At 55.3% G+C, this 12,743-nt stretch carries 16 protein-coding genes and 1 pseudogene; 8 read left to right on the forward strand and 9 right to left on the reverse strand.

Going from position 1 to position 12,743, the window contains the following annotated elements; translation table 11 throughout:
- Nucleotides 1-61: 61 nt before the first annotated feature.
- On the reverse strand, nt 62-592 hold the full coding sequence (locus ACYVJT_RS01795) for a peptidylprolyl isomerase (protein ID WP_343958593.1): 531 nt from the start codon (nt 590-592) through the stop codon (nt 62-64).
- 169 nt (nt 593-761) lie between these two features.
- Here ACYVJT_RS01795 and ACYVJT_RS01800 point away from each other — a divergent pair, with 169 nt between their 5' ends.
- On the forward strand, nt 762-1,301 hold the full coding sequence (locus tag ACYVJT_RS01800) for a hypothetical protein (protein WP_343958591.1): 540 nt from the start codon (nt 762-764) through the stop codon (nt 1,299-1,301).
- A 69-nt stretch (nt 1,302-1,370) separates the two neighbouring features.
- On the opposite strand, the gene ACYVJT_RS01805 is transcribed toward ACYVJT_RS01800, so the two are convergent.
- The 6 genes from ACYVJT_RS01805 to ACYVJT_RS01830 all read right to left on the reverse strand — a co-directional run bounded on the left by ACYVJT_RS01805 (nt 1,371) and on the right by ACYVJT_RS01830 (nt 6,533).
- The gene (locus tag ACYVJT_RS01805) at nt 1,371-1,565 is read right to left on the reverse strand and encodes a helix-turn-helix domain-containing protein (RefSeq protein WP_343958589.1); all 195 of its coding nucleotides are present in this window, start codon (nt 1,563-1,565) and stop codon (nt 1,371-1,373) included.
- Nucleotides 1,566-1,778: 213 nt separating this feature from the next.
- A complete protein-coding gene (locus ACYVJT_RS01810; protein WP_343958587.1) occupies nt 1,779-3,590 on the reverse strand; it encodes a metal ABC transporter permease in 1,812 nt (603 codons plus the stop codon).
- On the reverse strand, nt 3,587-4,333 hold the full coding sequence (locus ACYVJT_RS01815; protein ID WP_343958585.1) for a metal ABC transporter ATP-binding protein: 747 nt from the start codon (nt 4,331-4,333) through the stop codon (nt 3,587-3,589). Before ACYVJT_RS01815 ends, ACYVJT_RS01810 begins: the two co-directional genes overlap by 4 nt.
- On the reverse strand, nt 4,330-5,280 hold the full coding sequence (locus ACYVJT_RS01820; protein WP_343958583.1) for a metal ABC transporter substrate-binding protein: 951 nt from the start codon (nt 5,278-5,280) through the stop codon (nt 4,330-4,332). Before ACYVJT_RS01820 ends, ACYVJT_RS01815 begins: the two co-directional genes overlap by 4 nt.
- Nucleotides 5,281-5,456: 176 nt before the next feature.
- Complete coding sequence (locus tag ACYVJT_RS01825; protein ID WP_343958580.1) at nt 5,457-6,329, reverse strand: MsnO8 family LLM class oxidoreductase; 873 nt, start codon at nt 6,327-6,329, stop codon at nt 5,457-5,459.
- Nucleotides 6,330-6,332: 3 nt separating this feature from the next.
- Nucleotides 6,333-6,533, reverse strand: a complete 201-nt coding sequence (locus ACYVJT_RS01830; protein WP_343958578.1) for an LLM class flavin-dependent oxidoreductase — start codon at nt 6,531-6,533, stop codon at nt 6,333-6,335.
- A gap of 42 nt (nt 6,534-6,575) precedes the next feature.
- Here ACYVJT_RS01830 and ACYVJT_RS01835 point away from each other — a divergent pair.
- Nucleotides 6,576-6,992: pseudogene (locus ACYVJT_RS01835) on the forward strand (ABATE domain-containing protein); the annotation flags it as partial.
- Nucleotides 6,993-7,013: 21 nt separating this feature from the next.
- Nucleotides 7,014-7,163, forward strand: a complete 150-nt coding sequence (locus ACYVJT_RS01840; protein WP_499418041.1) for a CGNR zinc finger domain-containing protein — start codon at nt 7,014-7,016, stop codon at nt 7,161-7,163.
- A gap of 5 nt (nt 7,164-7,168) precedes the next feature.
- On the opposite strand, the gene ACYVJT_RS01845 is transcribed toward ACYVJT_RS01840, so the two are convergent.
- Nucleotides 7,169-7,498 (reverse strand): hypothetical protein, encoded by a 330-nt coding sequence (locus ACYVJT_RS01845; RefSeq protein WP_343958576.1) that lies wholly within the window; start codon nt 7,496-7,498, stop codon nt 7,169-7,171.
- A 225-nt stretch (nt 7,499-7,723) separates the two neighbouring features.
- On the opposite strand from ACYVJT_RS01845, the gene ACYVJT_RS01850 reads away from it, so the two are divergent.
- Nucleotides 7,724-8,707, forward strand: a complete 984-nt coding sequence (locus ACYVJT_RS01850; protein ID WP_343958574.1) for a malate dehydrogenase — start codon at nt 7,724-7,726, stop codon at nt 8,705-8,707.
- A 98-nt stretch (nt 8,708-8,805) separates the two neighbouring features.
- Here ACYVJT_RS01850 and ACYVJT_RS01855 read toward each other — a convergent pair whose 3' ends face one another.
- The gene (locus tag ACYVJT_RS01855; protein WP_499418042.1) at nt 8,806-9,198 is read right to left on the reverse strand and encodes a substrate-binding domain-containing protein; all 393 of its coding nucleotides are present in this window, start codon (nt 9,196-9,198) and stop codon (nt 8,806-8,808) included.
- On the opposite strand from ACYVJT_RS01855, the gene ACYVJT_RS01860 reads away from it, so the two are divergent.
- From ACYVJT_RS01860 to ACYVJT_RS01875, 4 genes are all read left to right on the forward strand, one after another.
- Nucleotides 9,102-9,572, forward strand: coding sequence for a tripartite tricarboxylate transporter substrate-binding protein (locus ACYVJT_RS01860; protein WP_343958571.1), 471 nt, complete (start codon nt 9,102-9,104; stop codon nt 9,570-9,572). The genes ACYVJT_RS01855 and ACYVJT_RS01860 overlap by 97 nt on opposite strands.
- Before the next feature lie 389 nt (nt 9,573-9,961).
- The gene (locus ACYVJT_RS01865; RefSeq protein ID WP_343958567.1) at nt 9,962-10,795 is read left to right on the forward strand and encodes an IS5 family transposase; all 834 of its coding nucleotides are present in this window, start codon (nt 9,962-9,964) and stop codon (nt 10,793-10,795) included.
- Between the two features lie 39 nt (nt 10,796-10,834).
- Nucleotides 10,835-11,113: a tripartite tricarboxylate transporter TctB family protein gene (locus ACYVJT_RS01870; protein ID WP_425579880.1), complete on the forward strand. Its 279-nt coding sequence runs from the start codon at nt 10,835-10,837 to the stop codon at nt 11,111-11,113.
- Nucleotides 11,114-11,130: 17 nt separating this feature from the next.
- The gene (locus ACYVJT_RS01875) at nt 11,131-12,693 is read left to right on the forward strand and encodes a tripartite tricarboxylate transporter permease (RefSeq protein WP_343958565.1); all 1,563 of its coding nucleotides are present in this window, start codon (nt 11,131-11,133) and stop codon (nt 12,691-12,693) included.
- Nucleotides 12,694-12,743: the final 50 nt, after the last annotated feature.

Genomic DNA, 12,743 nt, shown 5'->3' on the forward strand with positions numbered 1-12,743 from the left:
AGGGATCGTGATAGGCACCAAACGAGGGACCGGATGACATATATCGTGCTTTCTAAAGGGTTTAGAGTTCGGTGATTTCGATGGTTTCGATGACGACATCGTTGACCGGACGATCCTGTGCGCCGGTTGGCACGGTGTTGAGTTCGTCCACCAGTTTCTGCGAGTCAGGGTCAATGACTTCACCGAAGATGGTGTGGCGATTCTGCAGCCATGGTGTTGCAACCGAGGTGATGAAGAATTGTGAGCCGTTGGTGCCTGGACCAGCGTTGGCCATGGCCAGCTTGTATGGGTCGTTGAAGTCGAGTTCCGGGTGGAATTCGTCTTCGAACTGGTAGCCGGGTCCACCGATACCTTTGCCCAGTGGGTCACCGCCCTGGATCATGAAGTCGGAGATGATGCGGTGGAAGATAGTGCCATCGTAGAGGGCCACACCATTCTTCTTCTCGCCGATGGCTGGATCGGTCCATTCCTGGGTACCGGTTGCCAGACCAACAAAGTTGTTGACGGTCTTAGGGGCGTGGTTGCCGAAGAGTTCGACGACAACATCGCCGCGGTTGGTTTTGATAACAGCTTTATGTGTAGCAATACTCATGAGGTTATTCTGTCATCATCTGAGCCCCCGACACAGTCTTGAGTCAGTGCGAGTACGTATTCATTCGCCGATGGCCTAAAGAAATACGACCCGAAGCAGTCAGATCGTGGCAACGACAAACCCAACCGCGTAATCTAGACTGTAGTCATTCCCTATTATGGAGGTATATATGTTCGGACGATCCAAGTCCAAAGCACCGTCGGGAGGCACCGCGGCACAGGTTCGCGGCTGGGCAGAAAACGTTTGGCAGGACTCCGCCGATCGTGCCGCTCCAATGGTAGATGCTGTGTCGCACAAGATTTCGGATGCAGCACATAAAGTTGGCGACGCCGCAACGAACTTCCAACAGAAGGTTCAGGACGAATACATCCCGACCGCCGCAGGCCAACTTGCTCCGGTTGCCGGTCGAAGCGCAGAGGTCATCAAGGATGCCGAGCTGCCAGCCTTTGTGAATGACACCATTACTCGTGTGACCGGTGATAAGAAATCCGGTCGTCGCCTCCAGAAGGCCGCAAAGAACTGGGCCCAGGATGCCGAAAAGCAACTGAAAAAACAGGCCAAGCGCAAGAAGAAGTCCCGTCGTGGACTCGTCGTCGTTGGTATTACCGTTGCTGCCGCTGGTGCAGCCTACGCTGTATGGCGTCTCTCCCAGCCGGTTGAGGACCCGTGGACAAACCCCACACCACAGCCACTCAATAGCGCTGAATAAGCACAAAGAAAATCCCGGTTTGTACACTCAACGTACAGACCGGGATTTTTTGATGTTCAAAAACGTCTCTTAGCCTTCTTCGTCTTCAACCGTTGCAGCGCCACCAGTGCGCACCCACTCGTCGACTTCAGAGGCCTTGAACTTCCAGAGACGGCCAATTTTATGGGCGGGCATGGAGCGGTCATTGATCCAACCATAAATGGTGTGCTTTGTGACCCCGAGGTGTTCAGCAATATCGTCAGCGGACATCCAGGCTTCAATCATGATGGCTCCTTGAACTATAGGTAAGCAGGCTTGATTATTATGTTAGCTCAACAAACCTCGCGCGTATAGTCACACCAACATGAGTGGATACACCACAACATGATGTTGGGCTAGGTATACTACTTGCAAAGTACGCATAAAGGTCACCAATCGCATGACAACACTACGATTTTAAAGCAATGTCACCCTCGTGGCACCCAATGCCCTGAGGTTTCAAACTGTGGGGCTGACCACAAGCTCTCCTTGTGACGCCCGTTGTCGACGCCGCCGCCGGAACCGCTCAAGGCCGATGGCGAGCACAAAAAAGATTCCATACAACACGGACATGGCTGCGCTGGTCGCAGCATTGAGTACGTAGGCGGCGCCGAAACCGACCAGGGCGCCGACGATCGCGACCACGACCGTGATGCCGATCATCGTGGGCAGATTGTTGGACAGCAAATATGCGGTTGCCGGTGGGGTAATCATCAGTGCGATCACCAGGATGGCTCCTGCGGCGTTGAATGCCGCTGTGACCGTCACGGACACCAAAAACATAAACGCCATGTTGACCACATTCGACCGAATACCAAGACTCGACGCAAACTGGGAATCAAAAGTAGTCACTTTCAGGTGGTGATAAAACACCGACAGGAACACGGCATTCACCACAAGCATACCGATCATGACGTAGAGATATTGGGGCCCGACAGCTACCCCACCAATCTCGAGTTGCTCATATGCAGCAAGATTCAGATCTCCGGCCAGCACCATGTGAGTGTCCAGGTGAATATTTGCGAACTGTGTTGTCACCATGATGACGCCAATGGAAAAGAGCGCCGGAAAAATCAGCCCCTGCGGGGAGTCCCCGCTGAGCAGCCCGGTGCGGTTTAGTGCCTCAGCACCTGCCACCACGATCAGCCCGGCCAGTGCCGGGCCAAGGATCAACACCGGTGAATCAAAGTTTTGGGTGAGGGCGTATCCTACGACGATACCGGGGAATACCGCGTGCGCGATCGCGTCCACAAGCATTGATCCCTTGCGCAGGACCACGAAGACACCCGGCAGCGCACAGGCCACGGCAGTGACCACTGCTAACAAGGCCGTCCCGACGACGAAGCTCATGCGGTCTCCAATGCGCGTCGAAGGTCTCTGCGAGCGCGAACTCGAGCAAGCGCCGTCGTGACGATACTGCGTTGCGGAGAGAACACGAGCGACACAACGAAGATGGCGAACAGGGTCAACACGATCAGCGGACCGGTGGGGAGCGTTGACCATGGCGATCGACAAGTATGCACCCACGCCTGAACCGACGGCTCCGAAGATGGCCGAAAGCGTGACCACCGCGCCGAGACTTTTGGTCCATTGGCGTGCGGCAGCAGGCGGTGTGACGATAAAGGCCACCATCAGGACAAGGCCTACTGATTTCACACCGATGACGATAGCCAACACGATGGCAGTGAACGTCAACGTGTCGATGAGTCGGACATTCAGGCCCAGCACGGTGGCATGCTGCGGATCAAAGCTGCGCAGCGCGAACTCTTTGAAAAACAGCAGCATGATAACCAGGGCAATCCCACCGACGATCACGCTGGCTCGCAGGTCAGAAACGGTCATCACAGAGGCGTTACCAAACAGGTAGTCCTGAATCCCGCCTTTGCCAGGAAACGCGCCGTCAGAAATCACACGCATCAACAGCATTCCGGCGCCGAAGAAGACCGTCAGGGTGACCGCCATCGACGTGTCGATCCGTATTTTTGTGGCCCTGGTGACGGCGTTGGCGAATAACGCCGCGATGGTACCTACCACCATCGCCCCGATGATCAGTCCGATCATATTGCGCCCGTCGATACCGAGCACGGTGACGGCAGTGAGAAACGCCAACAAGGTACCCGGGAGCGCTGCGTGGGAAATGACATCCGAAATCAATGATTGTTTTCGCAGATACGCGAAGCTGCCGAGTGCACCGGCCACAATTCCAATGACCATGGTCCCGAAGAACACCATGCGGTAGGTGTGGTTACCGAAGAACTCGATGAGACTCATCGGATGGACTCCAGAAACGCGGCACTGTCATCGGTCACATCATATGTCGTGCGAATATTATCGCGCGTGAAGACGTCCTCGACGGCCCCGTGGGCTACGATACGACGGTTCAGCAGGGTCACGTGATCGCAGTAGTCAGCCAGGGTCGCCAGATCGTGGTGCACGATGACGATGGTTTTGCCACTCGCCTGCAGCGCACGAAGTACCTCGACCATCGACTGCTGGGATCGGGCGTCGATGCCTTGAAATGGTTCATCCAGGAAGTACAGGTCTGGCTGTTGCACGAGGGCACGCGCCAAGAATACGCGCTGACGTTGCCCGCCGGAGAGCTCACCAATCTGGCGACGGGCAAGTTCCGCCATTCCGGTTTGCTCCAACGCGTCGTAAGCCAATGCGCGGTGTTTTGCTCTGGGGCGCCGAAACAACCCAAGCGAACCGTAGGTGCCCATCGTGACCACATCGATGACCGTGGTCGGGAAATCCCAATCCACCGATGTGGATTGAGGCATATATCCGACCCGTTGACGCATCTTGGCAACCGGCTGACCGAAGAACTCGACACTACCGGTCAGCGGCTTCACTAAACCAAGCATAGCCTTAATGAGTGTGGATTTTCCGGCCCCGTTAGGACCGACAATCCCCATGACCGCACCATCCGGCACTTGGAAATCCACCGTATAGAGCACCGGCTCGGCTCGATACGCCACCGCGAGGTTCTGTGTTGCGCATGCAAGGTTGGTCATTCGGTGCCTTCTCCCAGCGCATCGGCAATCGCATTGGCATTGTGTTCAAATACACCGAGGTACGTCTCGACGCCCTCTTCGGCACCCAGAGAATCGGCGTACAGTTCCTGGTTGGAGACCTCGACTTCCCAACCCCGGTCTCGTACTGCTTCCTGCAAACTGGTGATCGCCTGCGGGTTGGCCTGGTTGTCTTGGAAGATCACCGGAACTTCATGATCAGCAGTCAGATCGGCCAGTTCCGAGAGCTCGCTGGCGCTCAGCGCCGCTTCGGTGGACACGTAGTCGGTGGCGCGAACATCCAGATCATAGGTTTCGCCGAAATAGTTGAACGCATCGTGACCTGTAATCAGCATGCGAGGCTCAGGCACATCCGCCAACAAGTCCTCGACCTCCGCAGCGGTATCGGCAATCTCTTGCTGATACGTTTCCGCATTGGCACGGTAATCCTCTGAATGCTCTGGATCCGCGGCCGCGAGTTTTTCGGCGACGTGGTCGACAACCAGCGACCAGGCTTCCGGGCTGTTCCACACGTGTGGATCATGGAGGGCGTTGCCCCGGTCATCAGTTTCGGGCCAGGACAACAATATGTCTTCGGGTAATTGATCAGCTACAGCTAGCTGACTGTCCCCCTGGGCCTGCAAGATATCGATCATTTGTGCTTCCAGGTGCAAACCGTTCCACAAGACGACGTCGGATTCTTCAATGGTTTGAATGTCTTGGGTGGAGGGCTGGTAGGTATGCGGATCGCCGCCGGGCCCAACCATCGTGATGACCTCTGCGTCAGGCGCGATATTTTCGACGGCATCGGCGAGGTACCCGGTCGTTGCATAGACGGTCAGCTCTTCATTGCCCTGTGCTTCTGGTGTGGGGCTCCCAGCACAGCTGGCGAAGACGAGCACAGCCGCCGTGCTAAGAACCGCGACGCTCAGCCGACGAGATTTCAACATGACATGGCCCCCTGACGTATGTTCTTCATGAGCTGTACCTTATATACGTGTCCACGAACATACAACTACGTCATGCCGTACTTTGCTGAGTTGAACTTTCGTACCTCAGTTCGGCACCACTTAGAACGCCACAACCTGAGGGCGGCCGGTGTAGTGACCCTCCGCCCCACCGGCTCCTAGCTGTTGACGCCAACACCGAGCTGATAATGCTGCGCGATGAGCTCGATGGTGCGCACGTGCACGGCGCGCGACGAGCCCATGGTCACAAGCATGATTTCATCGGCCTGGGTCTGCTCATAGAGCCGATCTAGCGCAGCAGCAACGGTGGCGCCCGTACCATTGACGAACCGCTTATCGTAAACGTCCAGGACGTGGCGCTCATTGAGCGTTGCCGGGTAGTTTGCTACCTCTTCGGGCGGCAGGAGACTGTAAGACTCGCGCTTAAACATCCGCAACATGGCCATCCCAGCGGTACGCGCCTGGAGCGCAGCTTCATGCGGATCGTCGTGAGCCACTACCCCAAGACTCACCAGCGCATAGGGTTCAGCGAGGACTTCAGAAGGTTGGAACTGCTCGCGGTAGAGACGCAGTGCGCTGACGGCATCTGCGTCGCCAAACTGCAAAGCGAAGGCGTAGGGGCGTCCGAGCTCGGCGGCCAAGTGTATGGAGAAGGTCGAGGAGCCCAGAATCCACTCTTCTGGACTAAGGCCTGCGGCTGGCACGCGGTTTTCGACATTCTGCCATGGCCCCGGCACGGCATGGACGTGCTGGTATGGGTGCCCTGACGGGAAGTCAGCGCGCAAGAAACCCAGCAGCTCATCCACCTGTTCGCCGAAGTTGTCGTTGGCATGTTTATGACGACGCAAGGCTGCTGCGGTGGCCATATCTGTACCTGGGGGTCGACCCAACCCAAGGTCGATGCGACCCGGAGCCATCGCATTGAGCATGCCGAACTGCTCAGCTATCAACAGTGGCGCGTGGTTCGGCAGCATGACGCCACCTGCCCCGAGGCGGATGTTAGTGGTTTCGCCGATCAATCGAGCCAGCATGAGCTACGGCGACGACGTCGAAGCGCCGGGCATCGCGTGGTGCTCTGACATCCAGAACCGCTGATACCCCAGCTGGTCTGCGACCTTAGCCAGGTTGATCACTTCGCCAAAGGCATCCTCCACGGTTTGCCCTACGGCAGTATGTGCATTGTCGAGTACCGACAGAGTGAACGGCGCAGTACTGGTCTGTTGCGTTGATTCCAACTTCAAATCCTCACGGTACAAGTAACTCTATTGCGTGATGGTATGACTACGTTATTTCCCGCACCCGGGTCGGATCAGTATGTGAGTCTCGAGCTGGCCAACACCGTGGTGACGTTGCCCGGCGAAGAAATCGAAGACGGTTTGGCCAGCCCAGAAGATGCCACCGGCTGGCTCATCAGTCATGCGTTGGTGCCCGAAGATACCCAATTACTGCCGTATTGCTAGAACCAGTTGACTGGGCTGCGTGTCCACTTGCGGGAATTATTCAGCGCGAAAGTTCGCGGCGCTGTCCCTGCCGACACAGTGTTGGCAGCCGTCAACAACTCGATGCAGAAGATTTCGAGTGCCTCAGAGTTACAATATGATCAGCAGCAGGGATTTTACCGCCAGCATATCCACCCGGTTACCCAACTGGTTGAGCACGCTATGGCCCTGGTCAGCGACGATGCAGCAGCGCTACTCACCGGTGAACACAGTGACCTGCTAACCCAGTGTGAATCCGCACCGTGCGATCGATTCTATGTGCGCACACACGCTCGGCGTCGTTGGTGCTCGACTCGATGTGGGGACAGGGTGCGGGCAGCGCGAGCATACGCGCGCAAGCAGCAATCCGCGACACCTGCCCAATAGAAAGGTCAGCGGGGAACAATAAGTCGCTGCAGAGGACCTTCAAAGCGTGCGACCGCAATCTTAACCTCGGTCAGTTCTGTCTGGACGTCATGAATTCGCTCGCCCATGCGATCGAAACGCTCGTCTACCTTGTCAAACCGTGCATCGGTGTTTGCCTGCGCCCGGGCAACCTGTGACCCCACCTCATCGATTTTGGCCATGAGCATGGTCCGCTCCTGGACCGTTTGAGCATCACTGCGTCGAATCAACCATGCGAAACCAGCATAAAACCCACCGCCAAGAGTTATCAACAAACTGGCGGCGATAATGATGGTCTCGATCACTTCAACCGGCATGTGCATACTCCCATTGTGCCTATGAATCACCGTATATGCCAGCGAATCTATGACATTCTGCCCCGATATGAAACTATGCCAGCGCCCTTTGTGGATAACTCGACATGAAGTCATCTGAGGAAGCCGTTGATGTCTGCGCTGTTTCGAGTTCAATGCTGACAGTAGTCAGCTTTTTGGTCACCCAGCGTAAGCTGAGACATAGCTTTCGATGTAAGGAGCTTGAACATGACCACCCCGGTAAAAATTGCCATCACCGGCGCAGCTGGCCAAATCGGCTACAGCCTGCTGTTTCGCATCGCATCCGGTGCGCTCTTTGGGCCAGATGTTCCCGTCCAGTTACGTCTCTTAGAGATCCCGGCGAGCATGCAAGCGCTTGAAGGCGTCGCTATGGAACTCGACGATTGCGCTTTCCCACTGTTGGATTCCGTAGAACTTGGTGATAACGCCGAGCATATTTTCAATGGCGCAAACCTCGCCCTGCTGGTCGGAGCCCGCCCACGAAGCAAGGGAATGGAACGCAAGGATCTGCTGGATGCCAACGGTGCGATATTTACCGAACAGGGCAAGGCACTGAACAAGGTCGCAGCCGAGGACGTTCGCATCGGCGTCACCGGCAATCCGGCGAATACGAACGCGATGATCGCGATGAACAATGCCCCGGACATCCCGGCCGAACGCTTCAGTGCGCTCACCCGACTCGACCACAACCGCGCCCTCGCGCAGCTGGCCCGCAAAACCCAATCCAGGGTCGACGAGATCACGAACATGACGATCTGGGGCAACCATTCGGCAACGCAGTATCCAGATATTTATCACGCCAAGATCAATGGTCACAGTGCAGCAGAGTTGGTAGAGCAACACTGGATTGAAGATGATTTCATCCCCACGGTAGCCCAACGCGGATCGGCCATTATTGAGGCTCGAGGCGCATCATCGGCGGCCTCAGCTGCTTCAGCCACGATCGATGCTGCCCGTGATTGGCTGCACGGCACCCCAGAAGGTGATTGGGTTTCGATGGCCGTAGTTTCCGATGGCTCCTATGGGATACCAGAAGGTTTGATGTATTCGTTTCCGGTCACCACCCAAGACGGCAACTGGCAGATCGTCCACGATCTTGAGATCAACGATTTCAGCCGGGCAAAGATGGATGCCAGCGCGACCGAGCTATCCGAAGAACGAGACACAGTCACTGAGCTCGGGCTGGCTTAATAGGCCAACCCTGCAATATTCCTGAGCCGAGTCTTGTCCAGACACGGCGACGACTCCGCGCGCCCAGGTATACGCGCGGAAGCAGCGTTCAGATAACGCTAAGAGACTGGCGCCTGACCGGTCGACCCACGCACGACCAAGTCAGCGTTCAACCGAACCGACTGCGGAGTCCTGCTTCCGGCCAAATGTTCAAACAACAAATCAACAGCTTTATGTCCCGCGAGTCGCAACGGCGCATTCAGACATGTCAAGCCCGTGTGGATAATTTCCGCCGCTTGCGTGTTATCAAAACCTGTGACCGAAAAATCTCTTGGCACTTCGTACCCCTGAGCCAACAAGTATTGAATGATAACAATTGCCAGCTGATCGTTAATCCCATTATGGCGGTTGAGTCTTGCTGAAGAGCAAAAGCGGCCGCTACGTGGCCCTGCTCCAAAGTCGGAATAAACGGTCCAATTACCTGCAGTTCCATTCCAAACTCGCGCGTGCAGGCGACGTTGATTTCTCTATCGACGCCGTAGGTTCACAGAAAGCTCAGGTCGACGGTGGCGATATGCGCTACCTAGCAGTCCTCGCCGACGAGCGCTTAGAAGAGCTCCCTGACGTACCAACCACAGAAGAACTCAGCATTGATGTACAAAATTCGTCTTTCACTGGGCTCGTAGTTCCAGCTGGCACCCCCGAGGATGTTGTCGATACTTTATCGACAGCAATTCAGAGCGCTGCGGCAAGCGAGGACTATGAGGAGACGATTGAATCATCGAATCTCATTCCAGTAGCAACCAACCCAGAAGAGTTTGCTGAGTTCATCGCTGAAGAAGACGAACGTCACGAGGCATGGATCCGTCTCGCTCAGGGTGAGTAACGAAGCTCGGAAGAATCGATAAATCATGGTCGGCAAGGACTCTATAGAACAAGACCCACCTGCTGACCCATCCGGCGCAGAGGTGGCTCCTACACCTCCGGTTTCGCCCACTAAGCGCGCCAACCGGGTCCGCGAGTGGATCGCCGTCGTCGTATCATTGAGTGGCGGTCTCATCCTGCTCATAGCTACTCAGGATATTGTTGTTCGCGACATAGGCGAGCTAGGGCCCCGCTTTTGGCCAACTTTGCTTGCTTGGGGACTTATTTGTCTAAGAAAATCCGCCAATAGGGCGTTGTCGGCTCGTCATTAATAGTCTTTAAATATAGTGCAGGCATAGGGCCTGTTAAACATGGATTTGTTCAGAATTCATCGTTTGCCAGGAGATCCCTATGCCTGCCCTTCCATTATTCATCATGGACCCCTTGTGGGACCAATTTGAAGCGCTGATCCCACCAATCGTGGATCATCATCCATTGGGCTGTCACCGGCCACGTGTCGCCGACCGGGTGATTTTCGACAAACTCATCCAGGTACTGGTGTTAGGTGCCGCCTACGAAAAAATCAGCGACAGCACCTGCTCAGCCACCACGATCCGACGCCGCCGCGACGAGTGGATCGCTGCAGGAATCTTCGAAAATTTGGAGCAGATCTGTCTGGAAGCCTACGATCGAATTGAAGGCCTTGATCTAGAAAATCTGTGCGTCGATGGATGCATCGTCAAAGCCCCCTGTGGTGGTGAAATCGCAGGCAAATCCCCGGTAGACCGGGGCAAGCAAGGCACCAAACGATCCGTTTTGACCGATGGCAACGGTATCCCCATTGGCTGTGTAGCGGCCCCAGCCAACCGCAACGATTCACCGCTACTGCAGCCCACGTTGGAGAAATTATCGCGGTTTGGATTCCACTTACCAGACCACATCACGGTACACCTCGACGCCGGCTATGACTCGGCTAAAACCCGTGGACTGCTGACCGAGTTGGGCTGTGATTGGCAGATCAGCACCAAGGGCGAACCGTTGCAAACCGGCGCCCGCTGGGTCGTGGAACGCACCAATGCCTGGCACACCCGAGGCTTCAAAAAACTCTTGATCTGCACCGAACGCCGAGCTTGCGTCAACGACGCATTTATTGCCTTAGCCAACTCGGTCATCATCATCCGACGCCTGATCCGCCAAGCATGGGTCACCCACCGCTGGGACAATCGGCCCGATCGAAAACCCTAACAACAGCACCTATCGGCGGATTTTCTAAGCGTATTACTGGTGACAACCAATGTTCTCCCCGCTCGCGAAACCAAGGATCTACCCAATCCCGTCACGGGGTGGGGTCTTAGTCGCTTGGCTATCACCCTGGTAGTTCTCATTTGCTACTTGGCGATGTTTAACGTTTTGCAACTATGGCTCATCACATTTGTCACTATCGTTCTTTTATTATTGCTCTTTGGGTTCCGAGACTGGAAACTCTTGTTGGTATTCCCCGGCATTATTGCAGCGGTGCTGCACGTGCTATTCGTTATTCTGCTCCGGGTTCCCCTCGGCTGAAAGACTCCTAACTTGCTATGACAAACTTTCTTGAATTCTTCGGACCTTCAGTCGTCACGGCTAATGCTGTGTTAGACGGCTTTGGCATCATTTTACAGCTCGACACTCTGCTCTACATCGGACTGGGGATGCCCGTCGGCATGCTCGTCGGGGCATTTCCCGGCGTCACCGCGACCATGGCCGTGGCTCTGGCTTCAGGGTTCACGCTCACGCTGGAACCCATGCAGGGACTTTCAGTACTGCTGACCATCTATGTGGCCGCACAATTCGGCGATCGCGTTCCAGCCATCCTCATAAATACACCCGGTACACCGGCATCGATTTCAACTACATTTGATGGCTATCCATTAGCAAAACAAGGCCGCGCAGGTCTCGCAATGACAATTTCGGCTTTCGGGTCAGCCTTTGGGATGCTCGTTGGTGTAGTTCTATTAGCGCTCATAGCTATCCCGTTGGCACGATTCGCTCGCGCGTTCGGCCCCGCCGAGCTGTTTGCACTCGTCGTCTTCGGGCTGACCATGATGATCGGCGTATCATCAGGACGCATCATCAAAGGGCTCATTGCGGGCTGCTTCGGTCTATTTTTAGCAGCCGTTGGCCGCGATCCGGTATCCGGCGATGCACGTTTCACTATGGATGTTCTCGAGTTAAACTCAGGGGTCCCATTCATCCCAGTCATCATCGGCGTGTTTGGTGTTGCCGAGGTGCTGAATCAAATGCTCACACATAACCCCCGCGCTTCGCAGCTCAAACCCATTGCTCAAATGGGTCAGTGGTGGCCAGACAAAACAACAACCAAGCGTTTGGCTAAACCCACAGCGGTTGGTGCAGCTACTGGTTCAGTTATCGGGCTAGTGCCTGCCGTGGGTGGCGATATTTCAGGGATTATTGGCTGGGACAACGCACGTCGGATGTCGAAAAATAAAGACGAATTTGGCAAAGGGTCCGTTGAAGGCCTTATGGCTGGAGATACTTCAACAACGACCACGCTTGGCGGGTCCGTCACGACGACGATGGCATTGGGCATTCCAGGAGACTCCGTTATGGCAGTGCTCATTGGTTCCATGATGATCTGGGGTATCCAGCCGGGCCCTGGACTGTTCGCGTCGGATCCATCGATGGTCTACTCGCTGGTCGCAATCTTGACGATCGCGACGGTGCTGTCTTTGGCGCTCTCATTGCTGCGAATGAAGTCGATGGTGAAATTACTTGAACTAAATCAAGCGTACTTATGGATCATCATTCTTGTGTTCTGTATGGTAGGGACCTATTCGATTAGCAATTCTGTCTTTGATGTCGCTGTCATGTTAATCATGGGGTTAATTGGGTTGTTTATGCTGCGTTTTGGATTCCCAGCAGGACCAACCGTCCTAGGTCTTATTCTCGGACCTCTCGCAGAATCGAACCTACGACGTACATTGATCGGAGGTGGTTGGGAATCATTTCTGCAGAGCCCAATCGCTATGATTCTGTTTATCGTTTCTGCGGCTGCGCTGCTATTCCCTCCACTGCGGCAGATGAGTAAACGCCGCAAATCTGAGCTAAAGAATACTAGTCGATTCTCTTCGAACGTTCCATAATATCGGCGTTAAAACACAATGACCGCAACGGTGCCCGAGTTTTCCGGGCC

Source organism: Yaniella soli (genome assembly GCF_054782375.1).